This is a genomic window from Burkholderiales bacterium, assembly GCA_036262035.1.
GTDB lineage: Bacteria > Pseudomonadota > Gammaproteobacteria > Burkholderiales > SG8-41 > JAQGMV01.
Genome location: DATAJS010000010.1, coordinates 1,135,022 through 1,153,535, shown reverse-complemented (window position 1 = coordinate 1,153,535; position 18,514 = coordinate 1,135,022). Strand labels below are relative to the sequence as shown.

Sequence of the window (18,514 nt, the reverse complement as noted above, 5' to 3'; positions counted from 1 at the left end):
CCGCATGCTGTGGCGCAGGCCCCTCAACTCGCGTTGCCGACGATCACCGCGTCGACGCCGCTCGCCTTCACCGCTTTGGCCGTCTCCTCGGTGCCGATCAGCAGGTTGCCCTGCGGATACGCGTCGACCGGCAGCACTTCGACGCCGGGGAAGTCCTTCTCCAGCATCTCCTTCAGCGCCGGCATCATGCGATACGCCTGCCACTGATCGTTGGTGACGATGCCGACCTTCTTGCCTTCGAGCGTATCGAGACGCTTCGCGAACGGGACGCTTACTTCGAGCGCGCCCGAGGGATCGTGGAATTCGAGGGTGACCACTGCCTGCCTCCTATGGTGATGCGTGCGCGGAACGTCATTCCCGCGCAGGCGGGAATCCATTTTAAGACGGTTTCAACGTCAAAATGGATTGCGGATCACAACGCGCTGCCGCGCGGTCCGGAATGACGGCTTCTCAGCGCTTGCCGCGACCGTAGAGGACGCGCCCCGCCCTTGCCGCCGTCATGGCGCCGTTCTCGTACGCGATGCGGCCGTTGACGATCACGTGCGAAAAGCCTTCGGCGTACTGGTGCGGCTTCTCGAAGGTCGCGGCGTCGCGCACGCGCGCGGGATCGAAGACCGCGAGGTCCGCCTTCATCCCCGGGCGGATCACGCCGCGGTCGGCGAGGCCGATGCGCATCGCGGGCATCGAGGACATGCGGCGGACCGCGCCTTCGAGCGTCAGCACTTTCTTCTCGCGCACGTAAACGCTAAGCACGCGCGCGAACGTGCCGTAGCTCCTGGGATGCGGCGCGCCGCGGCCGAAGATCACGACTTCGCCGTCGGAGGCGACCATCGTCGCGGGATGCACGATGACGCGCAGGAGATCGTCCTCGCTGATCGCATGGAACACGCCGCGACAGCTCCCGTTGTCGATGAGCCACGCCACGACTTCCGCGGCGTTCTCGATCGTCGGCGTCATGCCGCGTTCCTTCGCGATGACCGCCAGGCTCTTGCCCGCGAGCGACGCGTCCCACGTGCAGAGCGAGACGACCACGTTGGCGGGATCGCCGCCGCCGCGCTCGTTGCGGATGAGATCGGCGGTCGCCTGCCTGATCTTCGCCCGCGTGGCGGGGTCCTTCAGGCGCTGGCGCGTCTCCCTGAGCCCGCCTTCGAGCGCCCATCCCGGCAGCAGCGCCGCGTGGATCGAGGTGCTCGAAGCGGTGTAAGGATACTGGTCGATCGTCGCGTCGACGCCGCGCGCGCGGGCTTCGTCGACGAGCTTCAGGGTCTCGACCGTTTTCCCCCAGTAGGCCTTGCCGATCACCTTGTGGTGCGAGATCTGCGTCGGCACCCCGCCCTGCTCGCCGATCGCGATCGTCTCGCGCACGCTGTCGACGATCTTCGACGCTTCGTCGCGCATGTGCGAGGTGTGCAGGCCGCGGAACGGGCTCACCTCCTTCTGCAGCTCGATCACCTCGCTCGACGGCGTGAACTTCCCCGGCACGTAGAAGAGCCCGGTCGAGAGGCCGAAGGCGCCGTCGTGCATCGCCTCGCGCACGATCGCTTTCATCTTCGCGATCTCGTCCGGCGTCGCCGCGCGGTCGGCGCGCCCCACGACCTTCGCGCGCACCGAGCCCTGCCCGACGAAGCTCCCGATGTTGATCGACTTCGGAAGCTGCTCGAGCTTGTCGAGAAAAGGCTTGAGCGGCACCGGCGAGGCGCCGTCCGGCCCTTCGAGGACGGTCGTGACGCCCTGGCGGATGTAGTTGTCCGCCGTAGGCACTTCGAAGATGCCGCGGATCGCGTGGGTGTGCAGGTCGACGAAGCCCGGCGCGACGACGTTGCCCCCGACGTCGATCGTGCGGGCAGCGGGACGCGACACCTGCGGCGCGACTTCGACGATGGTGTCGCCGCGTATCGCGACCTCGCCCCTGAACCACGGGCTGCCGGTGCCGTCGACGATGCGCGCGTTGCGCAGCACGAGGTCGTACGGCGCGTCCGCGGCGTGCGCGGCGGCCGCGACGAGCACAAAGATCAGATAGCGGAGCACGAGCGCAAGCTTACGCGAGCCGCGTCCCCGGAGTGAACCCGCCGACCGCGGGATCGAGGATGACGATGCGCGCGCCCTCCGCGCCCGCGACGTATTCGAGCTTGACGATGTTGCCGCTCGCATCGCAGACGAGCTCGACCTTGCTCGCGGCGGCAGTGCCGCCGGGCGGGTTCGTCCTGAGCCATTCGTTCTGATAGAACTGGAAATAGCCGCCGGCTTTCGGATCCGCGCCGGTCCAGTTCGCGGCCCATGCGATCGTGGTCCGGGTCGCCGCATCGAGCCTGCGGATCTCGTCGTGCTCGTCCGCGGGCAGCGTGTCGAGGCCGCTCCTGATCGCCGCTTCCTGCCCTCGCGCCATCCAGTCCACGCGCGGCTGGGTGCGGTTGATCTCCTGCTGGACGAGGTACTCGAGCGCATACGCGCGCGCTTCGTCGCGGCACCCCGCAGCGGCCGCGACATCCTTGTTCACCATGGCGTTGGGGTTGAAGCCTCCGGCGGTGCCCGCGTCGGTCTCGAAGTGCGACAGCTCGTGCGCGACGATCTGCACCATCCCGGCGATGTCGGCGGTCTCGAGAAAAGACGCCGCGAGGTAGATCGTCGGCGGCCCCGGCGGCTCGGTCGAGCGGTCGAGCCAGTAGCAGTTCACTTCGTCGGTGTTGTAGACGATGCGTCCCCCGACGCGCTCGAAACCCGTCAGGCGCCGTTCGAGGATCGGCGAGCGCTCGACGTACGCGACGAGATCGCGCAACTGACCGTCCGACAGGCCGCCCTCGGTCGTTTCCGCACGCAGCAACTCGAACACCGGCGAGCTCGGCGAGAACGGCATCGGACGCCCTCAGGCGAGCGCGATCTGGACCGTCACCTGCGCCGGGTCCTTCACCGTCACCGGCACCTCCTTGCTCTTGTCCGCAGCGGTGACGCGCAGGGTGTACGGATCGCTCTTGGTGGGCACCGCCGTCAGCAGGAAACCGCCCTTGTCGTCGGTCTTCGCGTTGAGCGTCGTGCTCAGGAGCACGACCGTCGCGTTCTGCACCGGCTTGTCGCCCTGCGTCACCGCGCCCTTGATGCTGCCGGCGAGCGGGGTCTGCATGGCGCTGCCGAGCGGCTGACTCTTGATCATGCCGCGGATCGACGCGAGGATCTGGTCGGACGCGAAGCCGACCAGAAAACCGAGCGCGACGGTCGTGCCGAAGGAATCGGGCTTGATGGTGTGATACGCCGCGACCGCGAGGAGCGGCGCCGACACGAACTGCAGGACCTGGAAGAGCAGGAGCTCGCGCACTTCACCCGGCGCGAGCCGCGGCTCGGTGACCGTGCCCTGCCACGCTTCGTCGGAGCGCTTGTGGATCACCGGCACGTTCTTGGCGAGGCTGATCGCGCCGCCGATGAGGGCGAGCACGATGAAATACACCGGCACCGGCAGACCGCCGCGCACCGCATAGACCGGCGCGTTGCACTGCGCGCGCTTGTTGTTTCCGCCGAGCTTGATCTCCTCGTAGCGCGCCTGCTCGAGCGGCGTCAGCCTGCCGCCGATGTTGAGCAGGTAGTGGTAGTTCCTGTTCGCCGCGTAGTAGTCCTTCAGCTCGTCGATCGTGGGCATGCCGTTGCTCTCGATGCCCGACTTGGCCTTGGCGGCATCCCGGGCGGCGGCCTGGGCCGGCGCGGGGGTCTGCACAGCCGTTGCGGTGTCGGCCTCGGCGGGTGCGGCGACGCTCTTCTCCTTGTCCTTCTTCGCCGCGTCCACGATGCGCCACGGCGCGCGTATCGGGTAATCGCACTGGATGAGCGAGACGTTGTTCGGCGCGAGGTTCTCGATGCAGCCTTCGACCACGCCGAATTTCCGCGCCTTCCCCATGTCGGTGATCATCACGCCGACGAGGCAGAACGACAGGACCATGAAGAAGTACGCGAACTCGATCGCGCGCAGGCGGTTGAGGTATGCGTCGCCGGCGAAGCACACGATGAACCACGCGAACAGCGCGCCGACCCACGCCAGCATCAGCAGCGGCAGCAGGATCTCGGGAATGCCGTGATCGCTGCACGCGTCGGTCGCCCAGCCGATCCACGCGATGCCGAACAGCAGACCGAACAGCACGACGGGCCACGGGCGCTCGCACACCCAGTCCTTCATCGACTTCCATTCGCTGCAACCGCGCTTGTCGGTCTTGCGGCGATCCTTGCGCGTCCCCGCGCTGTCCTGGGATACGGTCGCGTCGGCCTGCTGTCCCTCCTGCCGCGGGTTCTTCAGCACGATTCACCTCCCCCGTCGTCGCCGCTCCTCGTTCATTCGGGCTTGGCGCCCGCGGCCTTGAACACTTTGGTGCGCATGACGATCTCTCCGCGCACGAGCTTTTCGAATTCCTCCGGCGTCGACACGCGCGCGACCGAGCCTTCGCGCGCGATGCGCTCCTGGTTCTCCGGCAGCGTCATCACGCGGCCGATCTCGCGGTTGAGCTTCGCGACCGTCGCGCGCGGGGTGCGCGAAGGACACAGCGCGCCGAACCAGCCTTCGTAGACGAAGCCCGGCAGCGCCGCTTCCGCGATCGTCGGCACGTCGGGGAGGACGCCGAGGCGCTGCGACGCGGTCACGCCGAGCGCGACCAGCCGGCCGCTGCGGATCAGCGGCGCGGCGATGAGCGTGGGCGACATCGCGACCTGTATGCGACCGCTCATGGTGTCGGTCAGCGCCTCGGGCACGCCGCGATAGGGCACGTGCACGAGGTCGATCTTCGCCGCGAGCTTGAAGAGCTCGCCGCCGTAATGGGTGCCGCTGCCGATCCCCGAGGAGCCGTAGTTGATCCGCCCCGGCTTCTCGCGCGCCATCGCGATGAGATCCTTCACCGACCTGGGACCGCCCGTTCCCGCGACGAGCACGAGGTACGTCGCCGCCACCTGCGTGATCCCGGAAAAGTCCTTCACCGGGTCGTAAGGCAGCTTGTCGTAGAGCGCGGCGGCGCCCGCGAACGCCGACGAGGTGATCATCAGGGTGTGACCGTCGGGCGCCGAGCCCGCCACGATCTGTCCGGCGACCGTGCCGCCCGCGCTCGGTCGATTGTCGACGACGACCTGCTGTCCCCACGCCTCGGTGAGCTTCGGCCCGATCATGCGCGCGAGCAGGTCGCTCGCGCTGCCGGCGGTGAAAGGCACGACGATGCGGATGGGCCGCGACGGGTACTCGGCGGCGAGTGCGACCGTCGGGGTGACGGCCGCGAGCAACAACGGCAGGAGCGTGTGCGCTTTCATGGAGCACCTCCTCGTGAAGAGCGTCCGGCGCTGCTTTTTCGTTGAGGTTTTATATGCACACCGGCGAACCGCGTCAATCGGTGAATGGCTGACAACGTTTCGAGCTCGAGATCGCATCGGCCATAGCACCGATCGACAGCGTTACTCCGCGTCGGTCGTGCAATGATGGCGAGGTCGCCAGCCGTCTTGCGCTCTGATCGAAGAAAGGGAACCGATGAAGAAAGAACATGTGATCCTGCGCAGGGCCCCACATACTGGGGCACCCCGGGCCCACCCTCCGACGCCCACGCTCGAGGTGAAAGGGCTCGATCGCAAGGAAAAGCGCGAATTGCAGAACGATCCGAGCGTGCTGGCGCTCGCACCGGCCGCGTCAGGCGCTCCCACCGTGCCGAGCCCGGCGTCCACGCAAGCCGCATCCGAAGGACCGCCGCAGGGTATGCAATGGGGCGTCAAAGCGGTCGGAGCCGACACGTCTCCGTTCACCGGCAAGGGCGTCACCGTCGCGATTCTGGACAGCGGCATCGATATCGATCACCCGGCGTTCCACGACATCAAGGACCGGATCGTTCAACAAGACTTCACGGGCAAAGGAAACGGAGACACCGGAACGGGACGAATCGCCGGACACGGCACGCACTGCGCGGGCGTGCTCTTCGGCCAGGACGTCGACGGCAGGCGCATCGGCGTTGCGCGAGACATCGAGAAAGTTCTGATCGGCAAAATCATCGCGGATGACGTGGAGCTCGCTCCGGCGCGCATGGCGAAAGCCATTGCGTGGGCTGCCGCCCAAGGCGCGCATGTGATTTCTCTGTCCCTGGACATCCGCCTATTGGACGGGATGATGACGGATCTCGCGGCGAACATGCCTCCGGCCATTGCGCTGTCGAAAGCGCTGATCGGTTACCGCGATACGCTGCGTTTCTTCGAGCAACTGGCCCGGCAGATCGAGCCCTGCGTTCTCATAGCCGCAGCGGGAAACGACAGCCTGCGAGAGGCGGACGAGGACTGGGAGGCTGCGGTGAATCTGCCTGCGGCAGCCAGGAATGTACTAGCGGTGTCCGCTCTCAGCTTCCGCGATAACGTGTTAGCGTCATGGCACAGCTCGAATACCGACGCGAACGTATCGGGTCCGGGCGCCGATATCTGGTCCGCCACACCCATGCCCGAGCGGTGGCGCAGGCGAAACGGCACGAGCACCGCAACGCCGCACGTCGCCGGCGTCGCGGCGCTGTGGGCCGAAAAGCTCAGGAAGGAAGACCGCCTCGACGCCGAGACCTTGCGCAACGCCGTCATCGACTCGTGCACGACGAGAGGCATTCCCGAGGAATACGACGCGCACGACTACGGCGCAGGCATGGTCCAGGCGCCGCAAAGCTGATCCGTCGGAGGCGGCCGCGGGAGCCGCCCCCGCGGCGTTACGCTTTCACTGCCTCCGGCACGATCTTGCCCGGCAGGAGACAGCCTTTGCGCGCGCGATGGACGACGTGCTTCTCGAGGTCTTCGCCCGAGACGCGCACCGTCTTGTCCGCGCCCGACTTCGACTTGCCGACGACCGTCACCGACTTGCCGCCGGAGAAGCCGACCGCGGTCATCTTCTCCCTGTCGTCGAGGCTCATCAGCGTGATGCCGCGGCCGCGCGCGAGCTCTTTGAGCTCCTCGACCTTGAAGAGCAGCATGCGGCCGTGCTCGGAGAGCGTGACCGCCATCTCGGAGTCCTTGGTCATCTGCGCCGGGCGCAGCACTTCCTCGCCTTCCTGGAGGGTCATGAAGGTCTTGCCGGCGCGCACGCGCGACAGCAGCTCCTCGGACTTGGTGACGAAGCCGTAACCGCCGGAGTTGGCGACGAGGTAGCGCTTGCCCGGAGCGGCATCGACGATGTGCGCGAGGCGCGCGCCGGGTGCGAGCTCGATCAGCGACGTGAACGGCACGCCGTCGCCCTTGCCGCCCGGGATGTCGGACGCCTGCACGCTGAAGGCGCGTCCCGTCGAATCGATCGCGGCGATGAAGTTGACCGAACGCGTCTCGACGATCGCGTATTCGGCGTCGCCGGTCTTGTACGTGACGCCGGTGAGGTCGAGGCCGTGGCCCTGGCGCGAGCGCACCCAGCCGTTGCGCGAGACGATGATGGTGAGCGGTTCGTCGACGACCTGGCGCTCGAAGGCGGCACGGCTCGCTTCCTCGATCAGGGTGCGGCGCTCGTCGCCGTATTTCCTGGCGTCCTCGCGGATCTCCCTGGTGACCAGCTTCTTCATCTCGCCTTCGTCGGCGAGCAGCGCCTTGAGCTCCTTGCGCTCGCCCTTGAGCTCCTTGAGCTCCTGCTCGATCTTGATGCCTTCGAGACGAGCGAGCTGGCGAAGCCGTATCTCGAGGATGTCCTCCGCCTGCACCTCGGTCAGGTTGAAGCGCTTCATCAGCTCGGGCCTGGGCTCGTCCGACTCGCGGATGACCTTGATCACCTTGTCGATGTTGAGGAAGACGATGATCCGGCCTTCGAGGATGTGGATCCTCTTCTCGACCTGGCCGAGCCTGAACTTCGTCCTGCGGGTGACGGTGGAGACGCGGAACCGCACCCACTCGTCGAGGATCTCGCGGACGTTCTTGCGCCCCGGCCGGCCGTCGAGGCCGAGCACCACCAGGTTGACCGAGAAGTTCTCCTCGAGGCTGGTGTGCGCGAGAAGGAGTCGCATGAACTCGTCGGGATCCTGGCGCGACGAGCGCGGCTCGAGCACCAGCCGCACCTTGTCTTCCTTGCCCGACTCGTCGTTGACCTTCTCGAGCGCGCCCATGATGAGCTGCTTCAGGTTCGCCTGCGTCGCGTTGATCTTGCCGCCCTTCTCCTTGGGCTTGGGATTGGTGAGCTCCTCGATCTCGCTCATCACGCGCTTGGCCGAGGTGCTGGGCGGCAGCTCGTAGACCACGACCTGCCACTGGCCGCGCGCGAGGTTCTCGACTTTCCAGCGTGCGCGCGCGCGCAAGCTCCCGCGGCCCGACGTGTACGCGTCGACGATCGCCTGGCGCGGGCTGATGATCTGGCCGCCGCCCGGGAAGTCGGGGCCTTTCATGATGTCCATCAGCGCTTCGGGCTTGGTGTTCGGATGCCTCAGCACCTGGATCGCCGCTTCGGCGACCTCGCGCATGTTGTGCGGCGGGAGCTCGCACGCCATGCCGACCGCCACGCCCGATGCGCCGTTGAGCAGCAGCATCGGCAGGCGGGCGGGCAGAAGCTCGGGCTCATGCAGCCGGCCGTCGTAGTTGGGCAGGAAGTCGACCGTGTCCTGGTCGATCTCCGAGAGCAGCAGGTCGGCGATCGGGGTGAGACGCGCCTCGGTGTATCGATACGCCGCGGCCGAATCGCCGTCGGCGGTGCCGAAGTTGCCCTGGCCGTCGATGAGCGGATAGCGCAGCGAAAAATCCTGCGCCATGCGCACCAGCGCGTCGTACGTCGATGCGTCACCGTGCGGATGGTACTTACCGAGCACTTCACCGACGATGCGCGCCGACTTGGTGTGCTGCACGCCGGCGCGCAGTCCCAGCTCGTGCATCGCGTAGAGGATGCGGCGCTGGACCGGCTTCTGGCCGTCTTCGACGTTCGGGATCGCGCGGCCGCGCACCACGCTCATCGCATAGGTGAGATAGCTGCGCTCGGCGAACGCGGCCATGTCGATGTAGTCGTCGCCGCCCGTCGCGGGCGGCGCCGGCGGCAGGCCGGTGCTGCCGCCGCCGCTGCCGGCTTCGGCGAAAAGGTCGCCCGACAGGTCGTCGTCGGGCTTGGAGCTTCGGGTCTTGGTATCCATGAATGTCTCTGCTGCAGGCGAGGCGCCTGCGCTACACGTCAGCCTCGACGGTGTCGCCTTTTTCTTCCATCCACGCGCAGCGCTTGTCCGCCTCGCGCTTGCTCATGAGCATGTTGAAGATCGCGTAAGTCGCTTCGCGATCTTCGATCCGCACCTGCAGGAGCCGCCGCGTATCGGGGCACAGCGTGGTGTCCCAGAGCTGCTCGGGATTCATCTCGCCGAGGCCCTTGAAGCGCTGGATCTTGATCGATTCCATCCTCACGCCGTCGTCGCGCGCGCGATCGAGGATCGACTTGCGCTCCTCCTCGTCGAGGGCGTAGACCATCTTGCGCTGGCGCTTGCCCAGCGCGGGGATGTCGATCTTGTAGAGCGGCGGGCTCGCGACGTAGATGTGGCCGTTCTCGATCAGCTTCGGGAAATGGCGATAGAAGAGCGTGAGCAGCAGCACCGAGATGTGCGCGCCGTCGACGTCCGCGTCGGTCATCGAAGCGATCTTGCCGTAGCGCAGCCCCGAAAGATCGGGATTGTCCTCGGGGCCGTGCGGATCGACGCCGACCGCGACCGCGATGTCGTGGATCTCGGCGTTGGAGAACAGGAGCTCGCGCTTCACTTCCCACGAGTTCAGCGCCTTGCCGCGCATCTTGTAGATCGCCTGGTAGCGCTTGTCGCGCGCCTGCTTGGCCGAACCGCCCGCCGAGTCACCTTCCACCAGGAAAAGCTCGTTCTCGTCGATGCTCGTCGATTCGCAGTCGGTGAGTTTCTCGGGGAGTATCACCACGCTGGAGGACTTCTTGCGCTCGACCTTCTGCACCGAGCGCGAGCGCTCGACCGCCTGCTTGATCACGAGCTCGGCGATCTTCTTGCCCCAATCGACGTGGCTGTTCAGCCACAGCTCGAACGGATCGCGAACCATGCTGGAGACGAGCTTGAGCGCGTCGCGGTTGGAGAGCTTCTCTTTGGTCTGGCCGTGGAACTGCGGCTCGAGCACTTTCGCGGAGAGGAAGTACACGGTGCGCGACCACACGTCGTCGGCGACCAGCTTGATGCCGCGCGGCATCATGCCGTGATGCTCGGCGAATGCCTGCACCGCCGCGAACACGCCGTCGCGCAAGCCCGCTTCGTGCGTGCCTCCCGCCGGCGTCGGGATCAGGTTGGCATACGACTCGCCGTAGCCTTTGCTCTCCTCGACGAACGCGAACGCCCAGCCCGCGCCTTCGCCGACCGCGAAGCCGTTCGCCTCGGTGACGTACTTCTCGCCGTCGAAGATCGGCGCCACGGACTGCGCTTCGGCGAGGAGCTCCGCGAGATAGCCTTTCATCCCGTCCGGGTAGTTCCACCGCTTCGTCTCGGTCTCTTTCGCCGTCTCGATGTTGAGCGTGACCTGCACGCCGGGGAGCAGCACCGCCTTGGAGCGCACGATGCGCTCGAGGTCGGGCATCGAGACCTTGGGCGAGTCGAAATACTTCTTGTTCGGCCAGATGCGAAGCGACGTGCCCGTGTCTCGCGGACCCACCGTCTTCACTTTCTTCAGCTTCTCCGCGACCGCACCGTTGACGAACACGATGCGGTGGAGCGCGCCTTCGCGTTTCACCTCGACTTCGAAGCGGTCGGCGAGCGCGTTGGTCACCGACACGCCGACGCCGTGCAGACCGCCGGAGAACTTGTAGGCCGCGTCGGCCTCGGTCTTGGAGAACTTCGCGCCGGCGTGCAGCTCGGTGAAGACGAGCTGAACCGTCGGGATCTTCTCCTCGGGGTGCAGGCCGACCGGGATGCCGCGACCGTCGTCGGCGACGGTCACCGAGCCGTCGCGGTGGACGGTCACGTCGATCTGCTTCGCGTGACCGCCGAAAGCCTCGTCGGCCGCGTTGTCGATCGCTTCCTGGATGATGTGGGTGGGATCGGTGGTGCGGGTATACATGCCCGGCAGGCGCTGCACGGGCTCGATGCCGCGGAGCTTTCTGACCGAGCTTTCGTCGTATTTCTTTGCTGCCATGGAATCCTTGAGAGGCGCACCGGGGGCGCCGCTTCGAAAAACGGCGCATTGTACCGCGCGCTACGGCACCATCGCGCACGCCGGTGTACCGCGCGGGTACAGCGCCGATAAGTGTCTGGGAATACGGGAGTCCTGACGCCTGCGGCGTCCCGACAGGCCTTGAAAGCGCCCCGGTAGAAAACTTCCCGCCGTGCGGGACATAATACGTCGCAACAATCGTGCACGATCCGACTAAGACGGCCGGGCTGCCGCCGAGCTGTCCGATGAGACGATGGAGGCTCGATGACAGAAAAATCCATGGACGCGCTGGGAGGCGCCGCCGACGCGGAGTTGCGCCACGCGACCATCCTCAAATGCGACATCGTCGAGTCGACCCGCATCTGGAGCGCGCTGGATCCGTCGGACGGGCTCGCGCTCTCGCGCGGCGTTCGGAAGCTCATCGAGGACGTCGTCCAGCGCTACGGCGCGCGGATCGCGCGCTGGGAGGGTGACGGCGCACTCGTACCATTCGGATATCCCGATGCGCGCGAGGACGCTCCGGAGATCGCGGTGCGAGCCGGGCTCGAGCTCGCGCGCGCGGTGCGCGGCTTGCGAGTCGCGGATGTCAGGCTCGAATTCCGGGTCGGGATCGCGTCGGGCCCGGTCGCGATCGACCATCTCACGCAGTCGCTGGAAGGTATCGCGATCAACGTAGCCGAGCGCCTCAAGTCGTTCGGCGAACCGGGTTGGGTCGTCATCGATGATGCGACGAAGCATCTGGCCGCGCGCTTCTTTGACTACGAGGATCTCGGCACGCGCGAAGCCAAAGGCTTCGGCCAGGGCTTGCATGCATGGTGCGCCGCGCGCGAAACACCGATCGCTTCGCGTTTCGTCGCGCAACGCTTCGACGTCGCACGGCAATCGATCGTGGGGCGCTCGACCGAGCTCGACACGCTGGAGGCGTGCTGGGCGAAAGCGCGGGCGGGTGCGGGCCAGATCGTCGAGCTCGTAGGACCCGCCGGCATCGGCAAGTCGAGCCTCGCCAAGGCCGCGATCGATTCGGCGCTGGAAATCGGCGCCACGGCGATTCAAATCGACTGCATGCCGAGCACCGGCAACACGCCGCTGTATCCGGTCGGCGTACTGCTGCGCCGGCTCGCAGGCATAGAGACCGGAACACCGAGCGTCGAGCGCGACCAGCTGGCGCGAACGCTGTTGCTGCGCCTGTTGGCCGAAGACGACGTGCCTCGCGCGCTGGACATGCTGTCGCCGCTCTTGGGCATCGAGGCGGCACCGGCGCCGGGACAAAGCCCCGACGACTTACGCGAAGCGACGATCGACACGATCTGCCGCATGCTGCGCGCGCTCGCGGCGCAAGGGCCCATGATCGCCTCGTGCGAAGACCTTCATTGGGCCGACGACACGACCGCGACGCTGGTTCAGCGCATCGCGCAGCAGATCGGCGGTCTGCCTGCCGTGTTGATCGTGACGACGCGCCCCGAGCGCGAGCGCGACCTCGCGCAGAACCTCTCAGCCGATCACACGCGCATCGTGCTGGAAGCGCTGCCGCCCGATGAGGCCGCGGACCTCGTGCGGTCGGCCGCCCACGGCGCGGACCTCGGGGAGGAGGTGGTCCAGGCGATCGTCAGCCGTTGCGAAGGCGTGCCGCTCGTTCTTCAGCAGCTCACGCGCAGCGCCGTCGAATCCGAAAGCGGCGGCGCGCTCGGGCGCGCGCTGAATCCGACCGGCGGCGCCGTCCCCGCGACGCTGCAGCTGGTCGTCGAATCCCGCCTGGAGCGTTTCCGCAGCCAGCGAGCGGTCATACAAGCTGCGTCGGTGCTCGGCCGGGAGTTCTCGGTTGGATTGCTCCAGACGATGCTGTCGGAGCACTTCGTGGACCTCTCACCTACGCTCGACCTGCTGGGGCAGCATGGCCTTTTCGCCCCGCGCTCGTCTCCGGCATCGGATCGCGCCCGCTTCACCCACGCGATGATCCGCGATGCGGTGTATCAGACGCTTTTGCGCGACGACCGCCGGCGATTGCATTCGCGGGCGGCCGATATCCTGACCGCCGCGTATCAAGGCACTTCCGACGCTTCCCCCGACGTGCTCGCCCACCATCTTTGCGAAGCGGCCCGCTTTGTGGAGGCCGTGCGGATTCGACTCGAGGCGAGCTCGGACACCGCGTCCCGCGGCGCCTACGTGGAGACGCAGGGCCATTGCGAATCGGCTCTCGCGCTCGTGGAGCACGTCCAGGACGCTGCCGAGCGGCAGCACCTCGAGTTCCGGCTGCTGGTCCAGCTCGGCGTAGCGCTGACGGGACGGCACGGCTATTCGGCGCCCATCGTCGAGCAAACGTATCGGCAGGCGCGCGAGGTCTGCGGCCACAGCGCCGAAGCGGCGATGCTCTATCCGATCATGCGGGGTCTGACGGCGCTCAATCTCGTGCGCGGGAATCTGCCGACGGGGCACGAGCTCTCGCTGCAGTCGATGGAGATCGCGGACAAGTCGGGCCGGCCCGAGTTCCGGATCGACGCCATGAGCGTGCATTGTTATGCGGCCATGTATTACCGTGACGTGCCCGAGTGCCGCTCCTGGATCGAGCGCACCCTCGACCTCTATCGGCGCGAAGGCGGCGACACGCTGCACTATCCGGTTCCGAATGACGCCGGGCTGGCCGCGCTGGCGATCCTGCCGACCATAGAGTGGCTGCTGGGCAATCCTGACGCGGCCGATCGCGCGATCCTCCAAGGCCTGTCTCACGTCGAACATCTCGGTCGCGACTTCGACAAGGCCTACCAGCACGCGTGGATCGCGGGTCTGCGATTCACCCAGCGCCGTTACCAGGAAAGCGTCGAGCATGCGCAGATCTGCGTCGCCATCTCTCAGAAGAACGGCTTCGGCGAATGGTACGTGACCGGTCTGCTGGTCGAGCGCCTCGCGCAGGCGTGTATCGCTCCCGCGCCCGAGGCGCTGCAACAGGCTGCCGACACCATGACCGAGCTTGCGCGCCAGGGCGTAGGGCTCAATGCGTCCTGGTACTTATGGGGTCTCGCGCGCGGTCACAGGCTCGCCGGTAACACGGCAGTCGCGCAGCACCTCATCGAGGAGGCGTTGCGCCGTGCGGAGGCGAGCGGCGATTTCCGCATGCATCCGGAGTTGCTCATCCTCAAAGCAGAGCTCGAGCCGGACGACGCTGCTGCGCTGCCGCTGCTCAAGCGCGCGATGTCCATTGCGGACGAGCACGGCGCGGTCGCCAATGCGCTGCGCGCCGCGGCCATACTCGTGACGCGTTTTGCGCCGCGCGACGACACCGCGCCGCTCGCTCAAGCCACGAGCGACGCCCTGGACGGCCATGCCGCCTGTCCGGAGGGACCGTGGATGCACGAGCGCCTGGCCGTCTTCCGGCGCGCGCTTGCCGCCATCGCCGCAGCGGTGCCCGAGGGCGCGTAAGTCCGCGGCACGAACGTCAGCCCGCGTCGTTCCACGCGAGCCCGCTTTCGACGGTCATGTCCATCGAAAACATCATTCGATACCAGCTGCCCGTCCGGAAGTTGCGCTGCGTGAGCGGCTCGTCGCCGACACCGAACAGCTTGCAGACGGACAGCCAGTCGCGAGGAGCCGCCGGGTCCGCGTGAAACGTGACCCGTGCTCCGCCGGTGGGAAAGGCGACACGGACGTCGCCGTCGATTTCGAAGCGTGACGTGACCCAGGTCTTGGTCAGGTTGCGACCGCGTTTCCCGATCGGGGCGACCTGGACCGACTTGAAGCCCCTCAGCGGCTCGGCAACGGCTTCGCGGGCGAAAGCGCGCCGGAACTCGACGCCGTCGAAATCGGTCTGCCGCCATCTCGCGTCCACCGCGGAAAAGCTTCCCAGCGCAATATCGAGGTCGATGCTCCGAAAATCATCCCAATCGGGATGATCGTCGGGACGGCAATCGATCGTGACCAACTTTTTGCCGTCGGGCGCACCGCCGGTGACCGATCGCGTCAACGTGCTGATCTGGATCACGTCGCCCAGCCGGTACGGGTCCGGCGCGTCTGCCGCGCGTCCGTTCGGTCTCAACGGCACCATGGCATTGTCGCGCTGCACGCAAAACGAGGCCATGCATTTGCCGAAACCCTGAAGATCTCTGCCGACGATCTTCGACCACGGATTGTCGACGAAGATCGCCGGCACGAACACCGCGGGATCGTGCGCCTGCGCGGTGTCGTCGTCGACGCGGCCTACGAGCACGCGGACGACGAGCTCGTGCTGCGACTGGTAGTCCATGAGGGTGAGCGGCGGGTCCTGCGCTCTCAGCTTCATGCGGCCGTAGCGAAGAAGCTCGACGAGCACCGTTCGAGTCGCCGCGCGATATCGGAAATCGGGAACTCGAGCGCCGCGCACGCGGTCGGCCAGATGGAAATTGAGCGGCTCGACGAGCTTCGACAGGCATGCGTCGGTCTCGGCCGTATTCGGCAGATCGAGCCGGAAGCCGAGCACCTCCACGTCCTCGAAGCGAAATGCCGGCACGCCGAACAGATCGGCGCGTCTCACGCGCGTCGGCTGCTCGGCGTTCGCCGCCGCCTTCGCCTTGGCAACATCGACATACCCGGACCACGCATGCGCGACGCCGATACTCTTCATGCCGACTAGCGGGATGAGGTCGGGGGAGCGCACGCCTCTCACCACGTCCAGCGTCAACGTGGCCTGCGACTGGGCATAAGCGATCTGTGTGCGCGGCGCGCCCCACTGCACGGGCGCTTGCCTGATGTAGTTGGCGGCGTCGCTCCAATCGGGACCCTGATAGAACTGTCGATAGCGCGTGCCGAGCTTGGCTTTCGAACCGGCGGCCGATGCGAACTCGAGGCCGGTGATCGAGAGGAGCCGCTGGTCGTACGTCATGCTCTCGGTGCCGCCGTAAAACGGCGAAAAGACTTCGAGAGTGGTGCCGTCATAGGTGATCGCGGCATCGACGAGGGGAAAACCGCGGTCACGCCAGATCGCGCACGCCTTGGCATCGTTGGCGAAGCCGATCCGGCACTCGAGGTTCTGCGGATCGGCGACGTCGTCGACGGATGAAAGCAGCACCGCGTAACTGGGGGCGCCGCCGTCGCCGTCGTCGACGATCACCTCGATCGCGAGCCTGCTCGCGCCGTGGTACGCGATCGGCTGCGCGGGTGACCTGCTCGCGGGCAGCACAGGCTGCACGTCCCAGGTGCCGAGCCAGAACCTCGCCATTACCGGGCGCTCCTGTCTTCGATGGCGTTGCATCCCCTGAGCACCCGGGCCGCAGCGTCTTGCCGCAGCCGGATGAGCGCTTCGGCCGGCGAGCACCAACCGGCCAACTTGCGGCCGCCGACCTGGATGCCGACACCGGCGGCGACGCCGACCGCGAGTTGGGCCGTGAACTCGTAAACGTTCGGCGTCTCCCAGCGCCAATCCACCAGATTGCGGCGATAGCGATCTTCGAGCTGCAGGATGACGAGGTGGCGCTCCCTGCCGCGTTCGGCCGGGCTGGGGCCTTCGCTCAGCCAGGACAGCGTCTGGCGCACCAGCGCCCGGCTCGCGCGCGTCGCGGCGAAAGCGGACATCAGGGCGCCCGCCTGATACGCGATACGGCGGCCCAGGTCCGTTTCTATGTAGGATTCCACCGATCGCGGCATGCATTTGTAGCGTTCCAGCGTCAGACGCGCGCTCAGCGTGTCGACGAGGCTCGCCGCCGAAGCGATGCGCAGATCGCGTTCCTTATCACCGGGCGCCGTGAAGTCGAACGTGCGCTCGAGCTTTCCGACCGGCTCGTGCCACGGCACGAGCCGCTCGGCGCCGTTTTCCTCTGTTTTGCGTAGTACCACGACCTGCTGGCGCAGCGAGCGCCAAACGGTCTCCGCGCTTCCGCGCGAGAACGTCTGTATGCGGGACATTGCGATCCGCACGGTTTCGAGAGGCTCGTCGGCCGGAAAGTGCTTCAAGCCGTCTTCGAGAAGCCAGTCGGACGCAGCGGACCAGAAGCCCGCGCCGGAAACCAGCGCGACGCCGTGTTGCATCGCCTCAAGATGCAGATCGTCCAGCTTGTTGTAGACGTCCGCCTCGCCGTTGATGTCGACGTAATGGCAGCCGAGCTCCATCGCGACCTTTGCGAGCCGCTGGGCGGTCCACGCGAAAGGACCGGCTGCGTTGAGCACGACGTCGACGTCCGTCAGGGCTCGACGTGCGTCCCGCCGCTCATCGAGGCCGAAGACCCTGTAATCGGCCCCGTAGCGGTTCGCCATCGCCTTCAGACGCTCGCCTTCGCGGCCGCCGAGAATGAGATTGAAAACGCCGGGGTCGCGCTCCGCCCAATAGCGCATCTCCTCGGCGATGAGGTTGCCCGAATAGCCCGTGGCGCCGTACAGCAGGATGTTCCAGGACATGTACGCTCCGTGAGATCGCCTAGTGCGAACGCTCCATCACCCACGTCAGCAGCGCTCGCATGAAGCGCAGGTCCCGGCTGTCGCGGGTCTTCGCGAAATACCGGTCGAATTCGAAAAGCGCGGCGCCGGCGAGCGCGCGTGCGAGCGTGCGCGCATAATCGTAAGCGCCCGTCCGATCGAGAAGGTCACGCACCCATGCTACGTCGCCGGCGGTGCGCTCTTCGCGGCACAGCCCCAGGAAATCGGTCAGGCGCGTTCGATCCGCTGCGTCGGCGGCGCGCAGCGCATGGATGATCATCAGCGTCCGCTTGCCCTCGAACAGATCTCCGTTGATCTCCTTGCCGTAAGCGGCCCCGCCTTCGAGGTTGAGAAGGTCGTCCTGGATCTGAAACGCTGCACCGTAGAAAAAGCCGATCCGCAGCAAGGGCTCGAGCGACAGGCGGCCCCGCGCGCCGATGAGACAGCCGACGCGCAGCGGATAGATGGCGGCAAGCCAGCAGGTCTTCTGCAGCACCATCTGGAGGTAATCCTCCGCTGTCACGTCGGTGCGGTTGTCGCGCTGCCAGCCGAGCTCGAGCGCCTGGCCTTCGGTGCTCTCCCAGGCCATGCGTTCGGTTTCCTCGAAGATGCGAAGCGCGGTACCGATGCCGAGCCGGTGGAAGTTCTGCTTCAGCGGCCGCAGGCTGAGCAGCCCCATGGCGTCGCCGGCATTCAACGCGAGCGGAATGCCGTGCAGGGCGTGAAGTGTCGGCGTTCCGCGGCGCTCGTCGCTGCCGTCCTCGATGTCGTCGTGGACGAGCAGGGCGTTGTGCAGAAGCTCGATGGACACCGCGGTATCGATCACCTCCTCGACCTCGGCACCGGTCGCTCGTGCCATGGCAATGCACAGGCTCGACCGCAGCATCTTGCCGCCGCGCCGCGGGTAGTCGCCGAGCAGCTCGTACAGATACGAATTCGGTTCCGCCTGCGGCAGGTAATCCTGCATGCTGTCGCGCGTGAGCTTGCCGTACTCGCTGAGCACCTCGGCGACGACTCGGTCGTCGGTGCCGGAAAAAGGCGCTGCATGCGGCCGTGCCATCTT

General features: G+C 66.7%; 12 protein-coding genes. 2 read left to right on the top strand and 10 right to left on the bottom strand.

Going from position 1 to position 18,514, the window contains the following annotated elements:
- Positions 1-23: 23 nt before the first annotated feature.
- From VHP37_13390 to VHP37_13370, 5 genes are all read right to left on the bottom strand, one after another.
- Positions 24-317, bottom strand: a complete 294-nt coding sequence (locus VHP37_13390; protein HEX2827336.1) for a hypothetical protein — start codon at positions 315-317, stop codon at positions 24-26.
- A 133-nt stretch (positions 318-450) separates the two neighbouring features.
- The gene (locus tag VHP37_13385; GenBank protein HEX2827335.1) at positions 451-2,028 is read right to left on the bottom strand and encodes a D-aminoacylase; all 1,578 of its coding nucleotides are present in this window, start codon (positions 2,026-2,028) and stop codon (positions 451-453) included.
- Positions 2,029-2,038: 10 nt separating this feature from the next.
- Positions 2,039-2,854 carry a hypothetical protein gene (locus VHP37_13380; GenBank protein HEX2827334.1) on the bottom strand — a complete coding sequence of 272 codons (816 nt, stop codon included), beginning with the start codon at positions 2,852-2,854 and terminating at the stop codon, positions 2,039-2,041.
- Between the two features lie 9 nt (positions 2,855-2,863).
- Positions 2,864-4,279: a carboxypeptidase regulatory-like domain-containing protein gene (locus tag VHP37_13375; GenBank protein HEX2827333.1), complete on the bottom strand. Its 1,416-nt coding sequence runs from the start codon at positions 4,277-4,279 to the stop codon at positions 2,864-2,866.
- Between the two features lie 32 nt (positions 4,280-4,311).
- Complete coding sequence (locus VHP37_13370) at positions 4,312-5,271, bottom strand: tripartite tricarboxylate transporter substrate binding protein (GenBank protein ID HEX2827332.1); 960 nt, start codon at positions 5,269-5,271, stop codon at positions 4,312-4,314.
- Between the two features lie 214 nt (positions 5,272-5,485).
- On the opposite strand from VHP37_13370, the gene VHP37_13365 reads away from it, so the two are divergent.
- Positions 5,486-6,649 (top strand): S8 family serine peptidase, encoded by a 1,164-nt coding sequence (locus VHP37_13365; GenBank protein ID HEX2827331.1) that lies wholly within the window; start codon positions 5,486-5,488, stop codon positions 6,647-6,649.
- Positions 6,650-6,686: 37 nt separating this feature from the next.
- On the opposite strand, the gene parC is transcribed toward VHP37_13365, so the two are convergent.
- Both parC and VHP37_13355 read right to left on the bottom strand, forming a co-directional pair.
- On the bottom strand, positions 6,687-8,930 hold the full coding sequence (gene parC / locus VHP37_13360; protein ID HEX2827330.1) for a DNA topoisomerase IV subunit A: 2,244 nt from the start codon (positions 8,928-8,930) through the stop codon (positions 6,687-6,689).
- 166 nt (positions 8,931-9,096) lie between these two features.
- Complete coding sequence (locus tag VHP37_13355; protein ID HEX2827329.1) at positions 9,097-11,058, bottom strand: DNA topoisomerase IV subunit B; 1,962 nt, start codon at positions 11,056-11,058, stop codon at positions 9,097-9,099.
- A 282-nt stretch (positions 11,059-11,340) separates the two neighbouring features.
- Between VHP37_13355 and VHP37_13350 the strand changes: the two genes are divergently transcribed.
- Positions 11,341-14,490: an AAA family ATPase gene (locus VHP37_13350; protein ID HEX2827328.1), complete on the top strand. Its 3,150-nt coding sequence runs from the start codon at positions 11,341-11,343 to the stop codon at positions 14,488-14,490.
- A gap of 16 nt (positions 14,491-14,506) precedes the next feature.
- Here the strand turns inward: VHP37_13350 and VHP37_13345 are convergent, their stop codons facing one another.
- From VHP37_13345 to VHP37_13335, 3 genes are read right to left on the bottom strand one after another with little or no spacing between them, the layout of a single operon-like run.
- Positions 14,507-16,261, bottom strand: coding sequence for a hypothetical protein (locus VHP37_13345; GenBank protein ID HEX2827327.1), 1,755 nt, complete (start codon positions 16,259-16,261; stop codon positions 14,507-14,509).
- On the bottom strand, positions 16,261-17,433 hold the full coding sequence (locus VHP37_13340; GenBank protein HEX2827326.1) for a saccharopine dehydrogenase NADP-binding domain-containing protein: 1,173 nt from the start codon (positions 17,431-17,433) through the stop codon (positions 16,261-16,263). The genes VHP37_13345 and VHP37_13340 overlap by 1 nt, the downstream gene beginning before the upstream one ends.
- A 19-nt stretch (positions 17,434-17,452) precedes the next feature.
- A complete protein-coding gene (locus VHP37_13335) occupies positions 17,453-18,511 on the bottom strand; it encodes a polyprenyl synthetase family protein (GenBank protein ID HEX2827325.1) in 1,059 nt (352 codons plus the stop codon).
- Positions 18,512-18,514 lie beyond the last annotated feature (3 nt).